General features: G+C 73.3%; 18 protein-coding genes. 7 read left to right on the top strand and 11 right to left on the bottom strand.

The features are described 5' to 3' along the window. Window positions 1–7: 7 nt before the first annotated feature. Window positions 8–664: a response regulator transcription factor gene (locus tag CLV63_RS21795; protein ID WP_106585025.1), complete on the bottom strand. Its 657-nt coding sequence runs from the start codon at window positions 662–664 to the stop codon at window positions 8–10. Beyond that, window positions 616–1890 carry a sensor histidine kinase gene (locus CLV63_RS21790; protein WP_106585024.1) on the bottom strand — a complete coding sequence of 425 codons (1275 nt, stop codon included), beginning with the start codon at window positions 1888–1890 and terminating at the stop codon, window positions 616–618. The genes CLV63_RS21795 and CLV63_RS21790 overlap by 49 nt, the downstream gene beginning before the upstream one ends. Before the next feature lie 141 nt (window positions 1891–2031). On the opposite strand from CLV63_RS21790, the gene CLV63_RS21785 reads away from it, so the two are divergent. After that, window positions 2032–2817 carry an SDR family oxidoreductase gene (locus CLV63_RS21785; RefSeq protein ID WP_342751424.1) on the top strand — a complete coding sequence of 262 codons (786 nt, stop codon included), beginning with the start codon at window positions 2032–2034 and terminating at the stop codon, window positions 2815–2817. 213 nt (window positions 2818–3030) lie between these two features. Then, complete coding sequence (locus CLV63_RS21780) at window positions 3031–4044, top strand: nucleoside hydrolase (protein WP_211301410.1); 1014 nt, start codon at window positions 3031–3033, stop codon at window positions 4042–4044. Between the two features lie 287 nt (window positions 4045–4331). Here CLV63_RS21780 and CLV63_RS21775 read toward each other — a convergent pair whose 3' ends face one another. Further along, the gene (locus CLV63_RS21775; RefSeq protein WP_106585022.1) at window positions 4332–4604 is read right to left on the bottom strand and encodes a hypothetical protein; all 273 of its coding nucleotides are present in this window, start codon (window positions 4602–4604) and stop codon (window positions 4332–4334) included. Between the two features lie 371 nt (window positions 4605–4975). After that, window positions 4976–5956, bottom strand: coding sequence for a hypothetical protein (locus CLV63_RS21770; protein ID WP_106585021.1), 981 nt, complete (start codon window positions 5954–5956; stop codon window positions 4976–4978). 171 nt (window positions 5957–6127) lie between these two features. On the opposite strand from CLV63_RS21770, the gene rnhA reads away from it, so the two are divergent. Both rnhA and CLV63_RS21760 read left to right on the top strand, forming a co-directional pair. Then, a complete protein-coding gene (gene rnhA / locus CLV63_RS21765) occupies window positions 6128–6586 on the top strand; it encodes a ribonuclease HI (protein ID WP_106585020.1) in 459 nt (152 codons plus the stop codon). Window positions 6587–6706: 120 nt separating this feature from the next. Next, window positions 6707–7150 (top strand): SMI1/KNR4 family protein, encoded by a 444-nt coding sequence (locus CLV63_RS21760; protein WP_106585019.1) that lies wholly within the window; start codon window positions 6707–6709, stop codon window positions 7148–7150. A gap of 113 nt (window positions 7151–7263) precedes the next feature. On the opposite strand, the gene CLV63_RS21755 is transcribed toward CLV63_RS21760, so the two are convergent. Next, entirely contained in the window at window positions 7264–8181 is a 918-nt protein-coding gene (locus tag CLV63_RS21755; RefSeq protein WP_106585018.1) for an LLM class flavin-dependent oxidoreductase, read from the bottom strand. 242 nt (window positions 8182–8423) lie between these two features. Here CLV63_RS21755 and CLV63_RS33260 point away from each other — a divergent pair, with 242 nt between their 5' ends. Next, complete coding sequence (locus tag CLV63_RS33260) at window positions 8424–9479, top strand: hypothetical protein (RefSeq protein WP_146165630.1); 1056 nt, start codon at window positions 8424–8426, stop codon at window positions 9477–9479. Window positions 9480–9554: 75 nt separating this feature from the next. Then, window positions 9555–10097 (top strand): hypothetical protein, encoded by a 543-nt coding sequence (locus CLV63_RS21740; protein WP_106585015.1) that lies wholly within the window; start codon window positions 9555–9557, stop codon window positions 10095–10097. Window positions 10098–10133: 36 nt separating this feature from the next. Here CLV63_RS21740 and CLV63_RS21735 read toward each other — a convergent pair whose 3' ends face one another. The 3 genes from CLV63_RS21735 to CLV63_RS21725 form a co-directional block, all read right to left on the bottom strand. Then, window positions 10134–11180, bottom strand: a complete 1047-nt coding sequence (locus CLV63_RS21735) for a methyltransferase domain-containing protein (RefSeq protein WP_245928977.1) — start codon at window positions 11178–11180, stop codon at window positions 10134–10136. Window positions 11181–11503: 323 nt separating this feature from the next. Further along, the gene (locus CLV63_RS21730; protein ID WP_106585013.1) at window positions 11504–12346 is read right to left on the bottom strand and encodes a thioesterase family protein; all 843 of its coding nucleotides are present in this window, start codon (window positions 12344–12346) and stop codon (window positions 11504–11506) included. A gap of 151 nt (window positions 12347–12497) precedes the next feature. After that, window positions 12498–13367 (bottom strand): ATP-grasp domain-containing protein, encoded by an 870-nt coding sequence (locus tag CLV63_RS21725; RefSeq protein WP_106585012.1) that lies wholly within the window; start codon window positions 13365–13367, stop codon window positions 12498–12500. 139 nt (window positions 13368–13506) lie between these two features. Here CLV63_RS21725 and CLV63_RS21720 point away from each other — a divergent pair, with 139 nt between their 5' ends. After that, on the top strand, window positions 13507–13902 hold the full coding sequence (locus CLV63_RS21720; RefSeq protein ID WP_106585011.1) for a hypothetical protein: 396 nt from the start codon (window positions 13507–13509) through the stop codon (window positions 13900–13902). A gap of 43 nt (window positions 13903–13945) precedes the next feature. Here the strand turns inward: CLV63_RS21720 and CLV63_RS21715 are convergent, their stop codons facing one another. From CLV63_RS21715 to CLV63_RS35295, 3 genes are all read right to left on the bottom strand, one after another. Next, window positions 13946–15067 carry a DNA glycosylase AlkZ-like family protein gene (locus CLV63_RS21715; protein WP_170134294.1) on the bottom strand — a complete coding sequence of 374 codons (1122 nt, stop codon included), beginning with the start codon at window positions 15065–15067 and terminating at the stop codon, window positions 13946–13948. A gap of 331 nt (window positions 15068–15398) precedes the next feature. Next, window positions 15399–16910 (bottom strand): tyrosine-type recombinase/integrase, encoded by a 1512-nt coding sequence (locus tag CLV63_RS21710; protein WP_106585009.1) that lies wholly within the window; start codon window positions 16908–16910, stop codon window positions 15399–15401. Beyond that, on the bottom strand, window positions 16910–17086 hold the full coding sequence (locus CLV63_RS35295) for a helix-turn-helix domain-containing protein (protein WP_106585078.1): 177 nt from the start codon (window positions 17084–17086) through the stop codon (window positions 16910–16912). Before CLV63_RS35295 ends, CLV63_RS21710 begins: the two co-directional genes overlap by 1 nt. Window positions 17087–17386 lie beyond the last annotated feature (300 nt).

The raw sequence follows: 17386 nt of genomic DNA, 5'->3' as shown, positions 1-17386 counted from the left end.
GCCGCGTTCAGCGGTGCTGTTCGGCGGAGAGGTAGGCGAGGACGGCGAGGACGCGGCGGCTGTCGTCGGGGGAGGGCGGCAGGTCGAGTTTGGTGAAGATGGAGTTGATGTGTTTGCTGACGGCTTTTTCGGTGACGAAGAGCCGGGCGGCGATGGAGGAGTTGGAGCGGCCTTCGGCCATTTCGCCGAGGACTTCGCGTTCGCGGGCGGTGATGTTGGCGAGGGGGCCGGCGCTGTCTTGGATGGCGAGGAGCTGGGAGATGACCTCGGGGTCCATGGCGGTGCCGCCGGCGGCGACGCGGCGGACGGAGTCGACGAATTGGCCGACGTCGAAGACGCGGTCTTTGAGGAGGTAGCCGACGCCGGATCCGCCTGCGGAGAGGAGTTCGCGGGCGTAGAGCTGTTCGACGTGCTGGCTGAGGACGAGGACGGGCAGGCCGGGGACTTTTTTGCGGGCTTCGATGGCGGCCTGGAGTCCTTCGTCGGTGAAGGTGGGGGGCAGGCGTACGTCGACCACGGCGACGTCGGGCCGGTGGTCGAGGAGTGCGGTGAGGAGTGAGGGGCCGTCTTCGACGGCGGCGGCGACTTCGAAGTCGTTGGCTTCCAGCAGGCGGATCAATCCGTCGCGGAGGAGGGCGAGGTCTTCGGCGATGACAACACGCACGGCAACTCCATGGTCACGATGGTCGGCCCGCCCTTCGGGCTGACGAGGCTCATCGTCCCATCAAAGGCGGACAGGCGGCGACGGATGCCGTCGAGTCCGGTGCCGGGGGCGGCGGTGGCGCCTCCGGTGCCGTTGTCGCCGACGACCATGACCATGCGGCCGCGGCCGTGGTTGATGCGGACCCATGCGCGGTCGGCGTTGGCGTGTTTGAGGGTGTTGGCGAGGATTTCGGCGATGGCGAAGTAGGCGGCGGATTCGACGGGGTCGGCGGGGCGGCCGGGGAGGTCGATGTCGACGGTGATGGGCATGGGTTGGGCGACGGCGAACGCGCGGACGGCGCCGTCGAGGCCGCGTTCGACCAGGACGGGCGGGTGGATGCCGCGGACGAGGTCGCGGAGTTCGGTGAGGGCGACGCGGGTGGATTCGCGGGCTTCGGTGAGGAGCCGTTGGGCGGTCTGGGGGTCGCGTTCGAGCATGTCCTCGGCCATGCCCAGGCTCATGCCGAGGGAGACGAGGCGGGCTTGGGCGCCGTCGTGGAGGTCGCGTTCGATGCGGCGGACTTCGGAGGCTTGGGCGTCGATGGTTTCGGCGCGTGAGGTGGCGAGGTGGGTGACGCGGGCGGACAGGCGCATGGTCTCGGTGGGGGCGAGGAGGAGGCGGGAGAGGCGGGCGTAGGCGGTGAGGCAGGGCGGGGCGAGGAGCCAGAAGAGGAAGAACAGGACGGCGGCTTGGGGGAGCAGGAGGATCGCGGCGAGGGGTGAGGTGATGTGGACCGCGACGATCCAGGGGTCGGTGAGGAACTGGTGGTAGTAGAGGCCGGCGACGCTGTCGAGGGCGGCGGCGAAGAGGGCGGCGGGGACGGCGGCGATGACGAGGCCGACGGTGGCGTTGAGGGCGAGCCAGGCGAGGTCGCGCCAGTAGGCGGGGTCGGTGAGGGTGCTGCTGATGCGGCGGCGCAGGGTGGTGTTGTTGGTGGGCCGGTAGGGGGAGGGGATGGGGCCGTCGGGGAGGAATTCGCCGAGGATGCGGCGGACGGCGCCGGTGTAGCGGCGGATGAGGGTGGCGACGAGGACGAGGAGGGGCAGGCCGAGCCAGATGGCGGAGAGGAAGCCGGCGAGGAGGGTGAGGGCGAGGAGGACGGTTCCGGTGACGGAGAGCACGGTGAACAGCAGGGAGAAGGCGAGCAGGCGGGTGCGGCTGGCCCGGTAGTAGTGGATTTGGGGCATCGGTGGGCTCTCTCCGTGTGCTGTTCGCGGTGTGCTGTTGTTCCATTGTGCGTTGCGGGTGGGCGTGGTCGCAGTGGTGCTACGTCCACCGCCTGGTGAGGGGCGGTGTCCCCGGGGATGTGGGGCGGCGGGTTCTAGGGTGTGGGGGTCGGTGCCGGGCGGTGTGGCGGGGGTGCGGTCGTGGGTGTTCGGGGTGTCGCGGTGGTGACGGGGGCCGGGAGCGGGATCGGCCGGGCGGCGGCGGTGGCGTTGGGCGCCGGGGGGTTCGCGGTGGTTGCCGCGGGGCGGCGCGGGGGCCCGTTGGCGGAGTGTGTGGGGGCGGTGGAGGCCGCGGGGGGTGCGGCGGTGGCGGTGCCCACGGATGTGGCTGATGCGGGGGCGGTGCGGTCGTTGTTCGCTGCGGCGGTTGAGTGGCGGGGGCGGGTGGATGTGCTGTTCAACAACGCCGGGGTGATGCCGGGCGCGGCGGTGGTGGACGAGGTGTCCGACGCGGTGTGGGAGGAGGCGGTGGGGGTGAATCTGACGGGGGCGTTCTACTGCGCGCGGGAGGCGTTCGCGGTGATGCGGGCGCAGGATCCGCGGGGCGGGCGGATCATCAACAACGGGTCGGTGGCGGCGCATGCGCCGCGTCCGGGGTCGATCGCGTACACGGCGACCAAGCATGCGGTGACGGGGTTGACGAAGTCGCTGTCGTTGGACGGGCGGCCGTTCGGGATCGCGTGCGGGCAGATCGACATCGGCAACGCCGCGACGGGGTTGACGGAGGGGTTGACCGCGGGGCCGGGCGCGGGTGCGGGGGGTGAGCCGTCGTTCGACGTGGCGCACGCGGGCGAGGCGGTGCGCCACATGGCGTCGCTGCCGTTGGGCGCGAACGTGCAGTTCATGACGTTGATGGCGACGGCGATGCCCTACATCGGGCGGGGGTGAGGGGCCGGGCGGGAGCGGGCTCCCGAGCGGGGGCCCGGGGCTGATGGGGGCGGGTCCGGGCCACTGCGGGGCGGGGCCGGCTGCGGGTGGCCGCCGCGCGGCAGGGTCCACCCGCCCCTTGTGCGACCCCCGTTCGGCGGATGATGTCGGGCCGCGGTCGACCCCGGGTGCGGCACGGGCTAGGGTCGCGGTTGGTCGGGGCCGATCGGTGCCGTGCGGGTCGATGGGGTGGTGTCGGTGGGGCGCAAGGTCATCCTCGATGTGGACACCGGGACCGATGACGCCGTCGCCATCATGTTCGCCGCGTTGCACCCCGGGATCGACCTTCTCGCGGTCACCACGGTCAACGGCAACGTGCCGCTGGAGAACACCATGGACAACACCCTGCGCGTCCTGGACTGGATCGGGCGGTCCGAGGTGCCGGTGTTCGCGGGCCTGCCGCGGCCGATCGTCCGTGCGGGGTTTCCGTCGGCCCGGCATTTCGAGCGCGACTCCGACGATGATCCGCACGGCAGCACCCTGCCGATCCCGCCCGCGCGCAGCACGTCCCGCGCGGGCGGGGCCGTGGAATTCCTCGTGGAGACACTGCGGGCCACGACCCAGCCGCTGACCCTGGTGCCGGTGGGTCCGCTGAGCAACATCGCCACGGTGCTAGCGATCGACCCGTCCCTGACCGAGGCCGTCGACGAGGTGGTCGTCATGGGCGGCGGGCACGCCGAGGCGAACGTGACCGCCTCGGCGGAGTTCAACGTATGGGCCGATCCCGAGGCCGCGCATGTGGTCTTGACGGCCGGGTTTCGCCGCCTCACCCTCGTGCCGCTCGACGCGACGCACCGGGCGCTGGTCACGCGCGCCGCGTGCGCGCGGTTGGCGGACCTGGGGACCCCGGCCGGTACCGCGGCCGCGCGGTTCATCGGGCGCCGCATCGACGCCTACGGCGCGGCCGCGCCCTGCGGGGGTGCCGCGCCGGTCCACGACGTGGTGTGCACCGCCTACCTCGTGGAGCCCGACGTCGTCACCACCCGCCACCTCCCGGTCGCCGTCGACACGGCCGGTCCGCTGACGGTCGGGCGCACCGTGGTGGACACCCGGCCCGACAGCCGGGGCACCCCCAACGCGCACGTCGCCTTCGACGCCGACGCTGGGCTGCTCGTCCGGCTGCTCACCGAGGTGTTCGCGCGCGACCCCGCCGCAGACGGCCCGGCAAGTGCCCCGGGGCCGGGATAGCGGCACCGGCGGCAACGGGGGCGCTGAAGGCCGGGTTCGCGGCCCGCCCCCACCCCCACATCCGCACCAACCCGCAGTGGGGGCGCGTGTTCTCTGGGCGTCGGACGTGCCCGGCCCGACCGCGCGGGGTCCGCAGCCCCGCGCGCGGTGTGGACGCGGCGCAGATCCCCTGGGCGAACCTGCGCACAGGGCGGACAGGCCCGTGCGAGGCGCAGATCCCCAGGACACCAGGGCCGTCAAGAACGCCCTCGCACGCGTTACATCAGGCGGGCGAAGGGGGCGGGCCGTTACAGGATCCGGTTGCGTTCGATGGCGGACTTGGCCGCGTACGGGCTGGTGAACGTCTCGGTGCCGACCTGCGGGAGGTCGACGAGTTCCTCACCGGAGGAGCTCACGCGGACGAAGCTGTAGCCGTTGCGCGGGTCGGCCACGGCGGCCCGCCATTTCCCGGGGTGGACGTCGCTGGGGATGACCTCGCCCACGAGTCTGCCGGCGCCCGGATCGACCACCAGCAGGGTGTCGGGGGCGTCCTCGTTGGGCACCAGTTCCAGTCCTGCCATGTCGCCTCCAGCGTGCTCGCTGCGGCGCGCCCGGGGGCGGGGGCGCCGTCCGAAGCGAGTGTGACGCGCGCCTGCCCGATGGACAAGACCCAACCGCGACGCTCCCCTCACTGCCCGTCACGTCGCGCGCCTCACCGGGGCGGTCCCGCAGGGGGGCGCGGACGGCGTCCCCCGCGGCACCGGCGGTGCCACCGCCATCCTCGCCCTGGGGGTCAACAACAGGCAGGACGGCGGCGCTGGCGTCAGCGGCGCCCAGCACACGGGCCTCGGTCCCTTCGGTACCCCGGTGGTGGGCGGTCGGGGTTCGTCCGGGTCGTGGAGGGCGGCGCGCGGCGGCCCGGCGCACGTCGGCGACGACCGGGCGGACGGGGTCAGAGCCAGCGGATGTCGGTGGCGGTGGGCAGGCGGACCGGGCGGGTCTCGGCGCGGGAGTTCAGGGCGTCGTAGAGCTGCTTCCAGGCTTTGGCCGGGGTGTTGTTGGTGCGGCCGCAGCCGCTGCGCTGCCCGCACGCGCCGTGCTGGGACATGGAGCCCGCGAAGCGCAGCGGCCCTGAGCCGTTGCGGGCGCCCCAGGTGGAGATGGTGGCCCACTGGCGGGCCTGGATGCCGTCGGTGCGGTAGATCTGCGGCAGCGCGTGCACAGTGCGGGCCGCGCCGGTGGACACGTAGTGCACATCGGCGAGCGTCCACTTGTTGGCGCAGGTGTTGGCGCCCTTCGGGCTTGAGGGGCAGCCGTCGGCGGAGTTCGCGGCGTAGAGCGGGGTGCTGGTGGCGTCGGTGAAGGACTTCACCCAGGCGCGCGCCCACGCCGGGCTGGACCAGCGGGGTTCGGCGTCGATGGCGGCGGTGACGCGCACCGTCTTGGTGGCGGACTTCGCGGCGGACTGCACGGTGCGCGCCCATTGGGCGCCGGCGGTGGCGGCCTTGGCGCCGCCGTCCTGCTTGTTGTTGACCCCGAGGGCGAGGGTGGCGGTGGCGCCCCCGGTGCGGCATTTGGCGAATCCGGCGGTGAAGTGCTTGGCGACCACCGGCACCAGTGAGGCGGGGGCGTGTTTGGTGGACTTGGCGCTGGTGCCGGGCGGGCGGAGCCGGTCGGCGCCCTGCTGTGTGCCCAGGAACAGCACCCGCACCCCGGAGCGGCCGGTGCGGCCCTGGGCGCAGCCGGCGGTGTGCGCGGATTCCCCGGCGGTCTTGGTGGACTTCCCGGCCAGCGTCACGTACAGGCTGGTGGTGGCCTTGGGTGCGGCGGGCGCGGCAGGTGCGGCAGCGGCGGCGTGGGCGGGGCCCGCGCACACCCCCAGCGTCACGGCGAGTGCGGCGCTGGCGGCCAGGGCGGTACGGGTGCGGGCCACGGCGGGTTCGCCCCTTTCCGGGTGCGGCGGATTCCGGGTGCAGCGGAGTGCTCCGGCCCAGTCTTTCCCGGTCCGGCCCCACCCGCGTGGACGTCGCTGACCTGGGAGTTTTCGGGGCAAATCGTGGTCGGGGGCGGGATGAGGGGGTGCGGGGCGCTACATTGGTCGGCCATGGCCAACGATCACGTCGTCATCGTGCACACCGACGGTGCGTGCAGCGGCAACCCCGGCCCCGGCGGGTGGGGTGCGGTCCTGCGCTACGGGGACCACGTCAAGGAGCTGCGCGGGGGCGAGCCCGCGACCACCAACAACCGCATGGAGCTGATGGCGGCCATCGCCGCGCTGGAGGCGCTGCGGCGCGCCGAGACCGTGCGGGTGCACACCGACTCCACCTACGTGCGCAACGGCATCACGTCGTGGGTGGCGGGGTGGAAGCGCAACGGGTGGGTGACCCGCGCCAAGACCCCGGTGAAGAACGCGGACCTGTGGCGGCGGCTGGAGGAGGCCGCGTCGGCGCACCAGGTGGAGTGGGTGTGGGTGCGCGGCCACGCCGGGGACCCCGGCAACGAGCGCGCCGACGCCTTGGCCCGCGCGGGTGCCGCCGAGGCGGCGGGCACGGCGGTGCGCTGAGGTTCGGTAGTGGTGGTGAGCTGGGACGACGGCGCCGGTGCGGGGCGGGCGCGGGGATGGCGGGCGGGAGTTGTTCGCGCCACGCGCCCGGGGGATTTCGGTTGTCGGCGATGACCTGTGATGATTCACGGTGTGTGGCGTGAACTGATCGCAGACCTCTACCCCGGTGCGGACCTGGCGCCGGGCGCCGATGTGGCGATGCTCGACGAAGCGGAGAAGGCTCTGGGCCTGCCGCTGCCTTTTGAGTTGGTGGCGCTGCTCAGCGAGGTCGACGGGGTGTTCAACACCTACGGCGACGCGGTGGTGTGGCCGCTGGCGCGCATCATCGACGACAACCTCGCCATCCGCGCCGAGCCCGACTACGTGGAGTTGTACGCGCCGTTCGACGACCTGGTGTTCTTCGGTGACAGCGACATGGGGCCGCAGTTCGCCTACGTGTACACCGATTACGGTCCGGGCATCGTCGTGTGGGATCACGACACCGACCGGCGCCGCCTGGTGGTGGTGTCGTTGCAGGACTATCTGGTGCGCTGCTTCACCCAGGGCACCGCCTGGCACGGGTAGACCCCGGGACGGCGCCGGACGCACCGGCCTGCGAAGCACCGCGCCGGAGCCCGCACCCCGACAGTCTCCGGAAAGCCGCAGGCCGGAGATCCACTGCTAGGAGGGCGGGGTGCTCAGGCCAGGAGGGCGCGGGCCTCGGCGATGAAGTCGAGTTGGGTCCGCCAGTCCCCGTTGTCGGCTCCTGCGACGACGCGGTCGGCTCCGGCGTCCTGGTAGGCGGCGTAGATGTCGGCGAGTTCCGCGGGGGTGCGGGCGGTCATCGGGACGTGCTCCGCCGCCTCCGGTGCCATGGCGAAGTCGGCGACGAGCATGCGCACCAGTGCGTCGTGGGCGGCGCGGGCGTCGGGACCGGTGCCCAGGGCGAGGTGTCCGCCCACGGTGACGGTGGGCGGGGCCTGGCCGCGTTCGGCGGCCCGCTCCCGCAGGCGTGCGGCGGCGGGCGCCAGGTCAGCCGGGGAGATGAGGGAGGGGAACCAGCCGTGGCCGTGGTCGAGGACCCGGGTGAAGGCGTGTTCGGAGCCGCCGACCAGGACGGGTGGCAGCGCGGCGGGTGGTGCGAGGGTGAGGGGCGGTGCCCCGTCGGCGACGGTGACGGGCCGGCCCGCGAGCAGGTCGGGCAGCATGGCCAGGGCGGCGTCGGTGGCGCGGCCGCGTCCTTTCGCTGGGACTCCGAGGGCCTGCCAGAACGGGGCGTCGGGAAATCCGCCGGATCCCACGCCGAGCAGCAGCCGGTCGCCGGAGAGGTGCTGGAGCGTGGCGACCTGGGCGGCCAGCCAGGGCGCGGGACGCAGGGGGACGACGAGCACGCTGAACCCGATCTTCACCCGTTCGGTGGCCGCCGCCGCGGCGGCGAGGGTCAGGGCGGGTTCCAGCGCGGGGGTGCCGTCGCCGATGAGCAGGTCGGGCACCCAGAGGGATTCCAGTCCCGATTCCTCGATCAGGCGTGCTGCGTCTGCGGGCGCGGGGGCATCGGCGGCGGCCCGTTCGTCCATGGCCATGGGCGGGCCGGTGCCGATCTTGATCGTAGGCATGGGCCCACCCTCGCACCTCAAGTTGGATTGAGGTCAAGGGTGCGGCGGAGGCCGCGCTATTGACCCCACCGTGGCCCCTGATGACGACGTTCGCCGATCATGACGAAGCGGTTCCCGCACCCCCGGGTGGGGTTCTCGGCTTTTCAGGGTCGGCCCGTCCGCTGGGCGGCCGTGCCGCGCGCCGCACACGGACCTCGTCAGGATGTAGTTGACAACAATCATGTCAACCGTAGTATGACGTAATGGACAGCGCTCCTTCCGCCGCCGACGGCCTCCCCGATGAAGATGACCGGCCCAAGGGCGGTTACCCCGTTCGCCCGTCCGCCCTTGAAGGAGCGTGGCGCTCGGCCCTGCCCGACATCGAGATCGAGGCGTTCACCGAAGCCGACCACGCCCGGCTCATGCTCTCCGGCCGTTCCAGCCGACTCGCCTGGCAGGCGATCCACCTGGCCCAGACCTGGGCCGACCGCGAACGCCACCCCGCAGCCCTGGTGACCGACGCCCTCGAACTCGCCGACGTCGCCGCGGCCACCGTCGATGACGCCGTGGTGGCCGCCCGCTGCCGCGGCGTGTCCTGGGAGGACATCGGTGCCCACGCCCACATGTCCCGCCAGAGCGCCCACACCCGGTGGGGGCCGGCCGAGGCCCGATGGCGCGATCACCGCTCCGCGCACCCGGCCCGCGTCCACCCGGGCGTCCGGGCCGCGGGCCTGGACGCCTGGCTCGAACACGTCAGTGATCCCGTCACCGACCCCCGTGTCCCGCACGACCGGCGCGTCTCCGCCGCGCTGGACGCCACCGTCGATCGCAGCGGGCACCGGGCCCAGCAGGCCGCGCGGGTGCCCGAGGGCCGCGCGTGGAACCTCATCGACCGCTATGAGAACGTGTCCTCGCGCCACCACCGGCGCGTCGCCGGATTCCTGGCCCTCGTCTACGCCTGCCTCCTGCATGACGATCCCTCCCTCGCTCCCGACGAGAACGCACTGCCCGAGCGTCGCGGCGTCGTGGCCAGGAAACCGGGGGATTTCGGCACCGGCGCGGTCGACGCCGCGTGCAGCCGCCTGGACCTGGCCGCCAGGGAGTTCCTCGCCCAGGAACCCTCGGTCTGGCGCACCGCATTGGAGCGGTTCGTCACCGGGCAGGAGGAACTGCGCGGACACCACTCGCCGCACGTCGCCTACTGGCACGACGCGGTCAGGGAGACGACCGGGGCCGACGGGTTCGCCCACCGCAAGGGATTTCCCGTCACCGAAACGCGTCGGCTGCTGGGTGTCACCCTTGAGCTCGCGGGTGAGTGACAGCGCCCCGCTCCCTCCGGCGCCGAACCCGGCGCCGTCCCCGAAACCCGCCCCCTACCACCACGGAGCAGAACCGTGCACACCAAGCGCAGCCGCAACGAGGAGATCCGCGACGACATCGCTGCGGCACTGGCGGTCGCCCGCGACCTCGGCCCCGACTACGACCCGCAGGTCGCCGAGTCGCTGATGGACCGCGTGCCCGCGCTGGTGGCGGACCCGGCCGAGCCCGCACCCGCGTCGGCACCCACCGGTTGGGCCTCCGCCCTCAGCCAGCAGCCCGGCAGCAGGGCGGCGCGGGTGGCGCAGTCAGTCGTCTGGTGGACCCTGGGCATGGGCGCGGCGACCTTGGCATCCGCATTCGCCCCCTCGGGAATCCCATGGGGGCTACTCGCGGTGATTGCCGTGACGGCGCACGTCGCCCCCGCCTGGAGGAACCCCGAAGCCACGAGCCGCCGCGCGTCTCGCGCGGCAGCGGTCACCGGCGGGGGAGCGCTAGTCCTGGCCGCGACCGCCTGGATCGCGGAGACCGCCCCCGAGGGGGTGCCGTGGATCGTGCTGACGGTGCTCGCCGTCGTCGCTCACGTGGTGCGGGCGTCGCTGCCGCTCCGTCACAGCTGAACCCTTCGGCGCGCAGACGAGGACGGTTGAGCCCGGCTACCCGAGCACGTTGCCGGGAGCATCAGCCCACAGCGCCTGGGTGCCGGCGGCGGCGACGGTGAGCCCGAGCCGTTCACGACCGGGACGCCCGGCCCGCTGCCAGGCGTCCCAAGCGCGCCCGATCTCGGCCCACAGGTCACGGGACCCGCACACCTTGGTCTCCCAGTCGTCGCGCCCGGGCTCGTACTCGCCCAGCGCCCAGGACCCCGAGCCGGCGCCGCGGTCGTAGACGAACACGCTGGCCTCGCCGGAGTCGTCCTTGGCCTCGAATGAGACGAAGTCGATGCCGGGCACCAGGTGGCCGGCGACCAGGCGCCAGCCGTCGTCGCGGTGGGCGATCCACCGCGGGTTGGTCCGAGTGCGCCCGGCCTGGGCGGCGGGGTCGTCCTCGTTCACGATGTCGCGCCAGTGGCCCAGCGGGGAGGCGCTGCGCTGGGCGCGCAGCATCATGAACGGCGCGTAGCCCACGAACCGGCCCGAGGCCGACCCGTCGCAGTGGACCACCAGGCGCAGCAGCGCTCCGGGGGAGAACCACGTTGCCCACGGCGTGACGACCACTCCGCCCGGCCGCGTCTGGGCGATCCAGGCGGAGGGCACCTCGTGGGCCGCGACCGTGGCCAGCACCCGGTCATAGGGTGCGCGGTCCACGACGCCGGCCGCGCCGTCGCCGGTGATGACCGCGGGCTTGTACCCCTGCCCCTCCAAGGGGGCTCGCGCGGTCCGGGCGACCTCGGGATCCACCTCGACGGAGGTGACCTGCGCGTCGCCCAAACGCTCGCACAGCAGGGCGGCGTTCCAGCCGGTGCCGGTACCGATCTCCAGAACGGTGTGCCCATCGGCGGCGTCCAGGGCGTGGAGCATGGCCATCACGATGCTGGGCTGGGAGATGCTGCTGGTGGCGAGCTTGCCGCGCCCGTCGTCACCGGCGGGGTGGCCGTCATCGACCTGGGTGACGATGGCGAAGTCGCCGTGAATCGCTTCCTGGACACGCTCGTGCTGCTTGGGCAGCAGATCACGCCAGCCCTCGACGTCGCGGCCGAGCATCCACACGTGGCCGGGGACGAACGGTTCACGCGCAACGTTCAGCAGTGCGCGATGCCAGGCCGGGGAGGTGGGCGCGCTGGGGCGCCGGGGGAGGCATGCCGCCGTCGTCGCCGCCCTTTCCCTCCGGCTCGACGTGGGCCGCCCGCGGACAAGACCGGACCGCGGGCCCCGCGCCGCCGAGAACGCCGAAACCCCGCCCGCGATCGGGAGGCCCTCATCCATGGAATCGTGCCAATGGTGGGGATTGGCACCACTTTTGGTGCCGCCTACGCGCGTCCAGGCGCCGTGAGCGGGAACGGTGGCCGAAAGGGCGCGGCGGCGAGCTACCGGCCGTTGGGGGAGGGGCGGACGGTCAGGGTCTGCTGGGCCTGCCCGACCGGACCGGTTGCGTCGTGCAGGACGGTGCTGGTCAAACCCTGGCCGTTCGGACCGAAGACGGCAGTGGTGTCGAGCCCGGTCCACGGGCCCTCGGGCCGGCGGTACAGGTGGACGGTCAGGTCGAGGTTGGGGAACATCCACTCCGCGGGCGGCTGGCGCGCGGCGAGGCCGTTGGCGGTGTCCACGTGCGCGATGTAGGCGGCTTCGTGGCCGGCGGACTCCCCGGCGACGAGGTCGAGCGGGCTGCGGATCCACGCGGTCGCGCGTCCGTGACGGGGGGCGTCGAGCGGGCGCACCTCCAGGGAGGCGATGTAGCCGCCGGGCCACATCGAGGTCATCGGCCACAGGGGGCACTGCGCGGGCGGGGTGAGCGGGGCGGGGGCGCCGCCCTCAACGGCCGCGGTGTCGCCGGTGGCGAGGTACCAGGCGCGGGCCCGGACCACGGGGCGCTCGGCGATGAGCACGGTGGCCTCGACGAGTTCGATGGTGCGGCCGGGCCGGGTCGTCTCCACCTCGATCCGGCACTCCTGGAGGGCGAGGCGGCCCAGGATGTCGAAGCTGATGCGGCTGAGAGCCTTCCCGCTACCGCTACCGCCGCTACCGGTGTCGCTGTCAGTGCCGGTGGCCCGGGACCGGTGGCGGTCGATGGCGTGGGCGGTGAGGCCGCCCAGCGGGCCGAAATGCTGCTCGGTGGGGTCCCACCCGCCGCCGGTGTGGGCGGTGGGTTTGTAGCGGTGCTCGTCGATGCGCTCGTAGTAGCCCTCGCGGGCCTGCGGGCCGGTGTTCACGCGGTCTCCTCCCAAGGGTGCGGGGCCCAGGCTAATGACGCCGACGACGCGGACGCGGTGCGGCCGGTCCGGGCGCCCGCGGGGCGCGGCCTGGCCGGGCGGTTGCCCGGCGAGCCCGCGCCGCGCCGGCCACGATCATCGCGGCGCCGCCTCACCCGCCGAGCAGCGGGGCGAGCAGAACGGCGGGGTCGAGCGTCGCCGGGCGGTCGCTGACCTGGCCGTCGCCGACCTCCACGACGGTCCAGGCGCCGTCGGGGCTCGCGGCGAGGTCGGTGGTGACGAAGGGGTGGCCCAGCGCCTGCACCATCGGTGCCACCGCGTCCGTCGCGGCCGTCGCGAGGGCGGGCGCCTGCTCGGGGGTGTCGGGGTGGGCGCCCGCGGCCGCCGGGCGGCCGCGGATCCACCACACGCGCACCTCGGCGCCGGTGAGGTCGGCGAAGACGCGCACCACGACACCGCCGCACAGGTCGTCGCCCTGGAGGCGGACCATGCGGGCGGCGACCCGGTGCAGTGTCGCGGTGTCGGCGAGGTCGGGGACGTAGCAGGCGTCGTCCCACTCGTGCTTGCGCGACTTCACGTAGTCCTTGACCATGCCGGGGCCGGGCCCCAGGGGTGCCGCCAGCGCCGCGAGCCGTTCGGGCCCGGGCGGCGTGTGGGGTGCGGCCGCGCACCAGGCGCTGGCGGGGGTGGCCCCGGTGAAGTGCGGGTACCAGCCGGGGAGTTCGTGGGCGCTGCGGTAGGCGGGGGCGGGGACGTTCAGCGGGCTGCCGCGGGCGGCGAGCGTGTCGGCGAGCTCGGTGTAGCGGTGGGCGGGGATCATCCAGCCGCGGTACCAGGTCGGCCCGAGGCCGGCGGGGATGCGGCGCGCGGCGTCCTGGGGGCGGCCGTTGAGGAGCGCGTCGTGGTCGAGCAGCGCGACGGGGGCGCCCAGGGAGCGGGCGGTGTCGGCTTCGGCGTGGAAGTGCGGGTCGGCGCGGGCGGGGCGGAGGGGGTCGCCCGGGACGACGACAGGCATGGCCATGACCGCACAGCCTAACCGGCGGCCCGCGCGGCCACGCGGGTGCGCCGGTGCCCGTGGTTCGGAGTCGGGGCGGGGTGTGCGCGGCGGGCTCGGACCCGCCCCTTGACTTCAAGTAAGGTCGAAGTATCAGGATGGGCGCATGCGAACCACAGCCGACACATCCGGCACTCAGAACGACGTGATCGTCTACCACAACACGCTGCGCATCTACGAGGGGCACCTGGAGGCGTTCCGCGAGGAGGCCCGCAAGGCCGTCGCGGTCGTGGACGAGCAGGGACCGCAGATCATGGTGCAGATCTACATCGACGAACCCCGCATGCTCGCCCACAGCATCCAGGTCCACGCCGACTCCGCCTCCATCCGCACGCACGTCCGGACGCGCGACCCCGGAAACGGCCCGATCATGGACCACTGCGAGTCGCAGGGCTTCGAGGTGTTCGGCACCCTGGACCCCGACGTCCGGGCGATGATGCCGGACGGTACCCGCGCCGTGCCGCGCCTCGCCGGGTTCACCCGCGTCCCGGTGGGCGACTGACCCCGGCCCTTGGTGCGCCCTGGCCCCGCGCTCCGGCGGCGGTTCAGGCCGGGTCGGCCACGCGCACCTCGGCGCGGGCGGCGCCCGCGCACGCCGCCAGGGTGCGGGCGTCGGGTTCGGCGCCCGCGGCCACACTCGGGGCGAGCGGGGCGAAGGGGGTCAGCGTCAGCGCCAGCCGGGACCTCGTGGCGCGCTGGCGCCAGGTCCCCGCCACCTCGCCGTCCACCAGCAGTACCCCCGGCGCCCCGGCGGCGCGCCACACCTGGCGCCGGTGCGCGGCATCGGGCACGGCGAGCTCGCGGTCGGCGAGCTCGGTGAGCGGGTCGCAGGGCGGCAGCAGCCGCACCCCGCGCACCGGGGCGGCGCCGGTGAGCGCGCCGATGTCGGCCGCGTGCGCGAAGGAGCGGCCGCCCTCGACGGCGACCGGTTCCAGTTCGTCGGCGACAAGGTCCCACCAGGTGCGCGCCGCGGCCGGGGTCAGCGCCAGCCACGCCGCCAGGTGGGGCGGGCGCGCCGGGCCCGCCGCCCGCAGGAAGCGGCGCACCAGGTGCGCGCGGGCGGTGTCGCGCCCCACCGCCGGGCCCACCGCGGCGCCCGGCGCGCCCAGCGCGACGTAGTGCGTCTGCGCCGGCGCGGTGACCTCCACGCCCAGCCCGGCCTGGAGCGTGGCGTAGCGGAACAGGGCGTCCTGGACATGGTGGACCCCGCAGCCCGGGCAGAACGGCGCGAACGCGGCGTCGACCCTGGGGGTGACGGCGCCGCTCAGCTCGCCCTTGGTGCGCGGCACGGCGTCGGCGGTGACCGCGCGCATGGCCGCGGCGACCGCGTCCAGCGCCGTTGCGAACCCGGTCCCGGCCGCGGCCAGGCCGGTGCCGAAGGAGCCCATGGACGCCGCGGCGGGTTCGCGCCCGTCCTCGATGCGCAGGGCCGCGGCGAGCAGCGCGGCGTCGGACTCGGCGTGGACGTGCAGGGCGCCGCGCATGGTGTGCAGCAGGACGGTGCGGGCGGGGGTGGTGCCGCGCAGCCGCAGCGCGGCACCGGCGCTGCGGCCGGGCGGGTAGTCCTGGACTCCGGTGGCGAGGACGGTCGCGGCGTCGCCGGGGGCGTCGAGGCCGTGGGCGCGCGCCCGGTAGGCGATGGCGCTCTGGCGGCCGAGGTCGGTCATCGTCTCCTCCAGCGGGTGCGGTCGGGCGCCCGGCCGGCCCCGGCGGAGTCCCCGGCGGCCGAAAAGGGGGACAGTAGCAGGGGCCCGGCGGCCCGGCCCGGCGCACTGGCGTTGAATTACCAGGTGCGGGGCGCACTCACGGCCTGGGCGCCCTCGGGTGAGGTGGGCTGCCCGCGGCTGCGGATGGCGGGAAGCCGCGGGGGGTTGGCTACCGTCGCGGCTGCGAAGCACCCGGCGGTGCGAAGCACCACGCCGGAGCCTTCCCGCACGTCGTGCATCCCCGCGGGCGGCGAGTCTGTGCCCGGGGTCCGGCGGTCGAGGCGCGCCGTGGTTATTCGAGGTTTTCAGGGGTAACCCCCGGTGAGCTGGGGTTTTGCGTCGAATTCGGCCCGGTCTCGCCTGCGTGGCCCGTGAGTGGCCCGCGCGCGTCAAAGAACGCGCCGAGGAGCTTGTTCGACTCGTCTTCCATGCTGCGGAACCAGTGCGCATAGGTCGTCATCAGGACCTCTACCGTGTGGCCCAGGCGCCGAGCGACCTCCGTTCCCGCGATGCCCAGCCCCAGCAGCAGCGAGGCGTTCCCGTGCCGCAGGTCATAGACCCGGCGCGCTAGACCGTGACCGAGTTCGGTCGGGGTCAGCACCGCCCGGCGCGCGTGCTGCCACACCGAGCGGTAGACCCAGCCCGACACCGGTTCCCGTTCCTCCCCGGTCCAGAACAGGCGCCCGTCAGCCCCGCACCCGTGCACGGACAGGTGGCGCCGCAGCGCCGCTACCGCATTCGGAGGGATCGGCACCATCCGGATGTCGCCCACCGCGCGGGACTTCAGTTCGCGGTTCTCGTAGCGCTGGCCGTCATCGGTCCAGGCGCGGCCCGCTTCCGGGGACGAGCCCGCCAGGACCACCATGCCCCAGCCGGGTGTTCCCTCGGTGATGTCTTCCGGCCACAGCACGTCATCAGGGCGCAGCGCCCGGAGTTCGCCCATGCGCGCCCCGGACAGGTAGGCCAGGGCGAAGAACGCGGCCAGTTCGCCACGGTCGCGTTCGATGACGCCGAGCAGGCGCCGCACCTGCTCATAATCGGGCACGGTGCGCGGGGAGACGGCATCGGAGGAACGGGTGCGCTTGAGGCGTACCCCAGCCAGCGCGTTGACTTTGAAGAACCCCAGCGTCACCGCGTGGTCCACCATGCCTTGCAGGGTCACGCGCCGCAGCCGCATGGTCGCCTTGCTTCCCGCCTTGCCGTCGCGCAGCCGCACCGTGGACCGTTCCAGCAGCGCTTTGAGCGTATCCAGTTCCGCCAGATCCACCGCTGGGCGCGAGACCCGCTCGACCCAGTCCAGCAGCGCCCGGTCAGCGTCCGGGGCCGGACGCGCCCGCACCGTGTGGCCCCCACTGGCCGAGGCGTCGGAAACCACGTCGAAGGTGAACGCGTAGCGGATCAGCGCCGAGCGCACCCGTGCCAGCGGCGCCGGAGCCCGGTCCCGCTTCACTTTGGCGTCGTCGAGGAACTCTGTCACGAGCCGCGCAAGCTGGTTGGCGGTCCGCTTGCGGCTCAGCCCCGAATCGGTCGCGCGCCACTGCACCGCCGCCCAGGACAGCGCCAGAGCAAAGGCGGTGTCGGTACGGCGCTGCCAGGCCAGCGGCTCACCCGAGACCGTAGAGAACCGGTCACCGGCTTTCGCGGCGTCGCGCAGGGCGTTGAAGTGGTCCCGCGCGAGTTCCTTCGTAAGGAACGATTTCGATTTCTGTGCGGTGTCGATACGCCACCGCACTTCGTAGGGCTTTCTCCGGCCCGCGCGCTTGCGAATCTCCCAGAACTGTATATCCTGTCCACGTTCCGCCATCAGTTGCGCCTTTCTTGAAATCCGTTGGTACGTGCCCATTCTATGAAATCGGAGCGGTAGATACGAATATGACCGCCAGGCGACAGGAACGAGTTCGGCCCGTTGCCCAGCCGCACCCACCGGTATACCGTGGTCCGATCGAACCGCAGTTCACACGCGATCTCAGCTACCGTCATGACGTGGTTTACCGCCATTGCCGCACCATTCCAGATCGGTTCTGCGGGCCACCCACGGGCCACCCGCCGATTGTGTCGAATCGTGTCCGCAACCGGCCGCCCCAACCGGACGCGAATTCTCGAATTAGCTTGACTTCCGGCGCCCGGCGGGGCCATCCACAAACCCCGGCCGCCGCCCCTATTCGCCGCTGACGCGAGCGACAAAGGAAGCGCTACGCGCCTTATCTCTGTTCCATCCATCCCGTTTGCGGGAATGGGAAATGTGAGTGGGGGATTGGATTGGTCGCGCTACGCGCGCGG

Source organism: Murinocardiopsis flavida (assembly GCF_003014485.1).
Taxonomy (GTDB): Bacteria; Actinomycetota; Actinomycetes; order Streptosporangiales; family Streptosporangiaceae; genus Murinocardiopsis; species Murinocardiopsis flavida.
This window is presented reverse-complemented; position numbering and strand designations above follow the sequence as displayed.

What these genes read in the sequence shown, in the direction of transcription:
- CLV63_RS33260 (WP_146165630.1), top strand. Translation starts at nt 8,424, where the DNA reads ATGGACAGCGCTCCTTCCGCCGCCGACGGCCTCCCCGATGAAGATGAC.
- CLV63_RS21725 (WP_106585012.1), bottom strand. Translation starts at nt 13,367, where the DNA reads ATGGCCATGCCTGTCGTCGTCCCGGGCGACCCCCTCCGCCCCGCCCGC.
- CLV63_RS21755 (WP_106585018.1), bottom strand. Translation starts at nt 8,181, where the DNA reads ATGCCTACGATCAAGATCGGCACCGGCCCGCCCATGGCCATGGACGAA.
- CLV63_RS21760 (WP_106585019.1), top strand. Translation starts at nt 6,707, where the DNA reads ATGATTCACGGTGTGTGGCGTGAACTGATCGCAGACCTCTACCCCGGT.
- CLV63_RS21720 (WP_106585011.1), top strand. Translation starts at nt 13,507, where the DNA reads ATGCGAACCACAGCCGACACATCCGGCACTCAGAACGACGTGATCGTC.
- CLV63_RS21715 (WP_170134294.1), bottom strand. Translation starts at nt 15,067, where the DNA reads ATGACCGACCTCGGCCGCCAGAGCGCCATCGCCTACCGGGCGCGCGCC.
- rnhA (WP_106585020.1), top strand. Translation starts at nt 6,128, where the DNA reads ATGGCCAACGATCACGTCGTCATCGTGCACACCGACGGTGCGTGCAGC.
- CLV63_RS21775 (WP_106585022.1), bottom strand. Translation starts at nt 4,604, where the DNA reads ATGGCAGGACTGGAACTGGTGCCCAACGAGGACGCCCCCGACACCCTG.
- CLV63_RS21735 (WP_245928977.1), bottom strand. Translation starts at nt 11,180, where the DNA reads ATGCTCGGCCGCGACGTCGAGGGCTGGCGTGATCTGCTGCCCAAGCAG.
- CLV63_RS35295 (WP_106585078.1), bottom strand. Translation starts at nt 17,086, where the DNA reads ATGACGGTAGCTGAGATCGCGTGTGAACTGCGGTTCGATCGGACCACG.
- CLV63_RS21790 (WP_106585024.1), bottom strand. Translation starts at nt 1,890, where the DNA reads ATGCCCCAAATCCACTACTACCGGGCCAGCCGCACCCGCCTGCTCGCC.
- CLV63_RS21710 (WP_106585009.1), bottom strand. Translation starts at nt 16,910, where the DNA reads ATGGCGGAACGTGGACAGGATATACAGTTCTGGGAGATTCGCAAGCGC.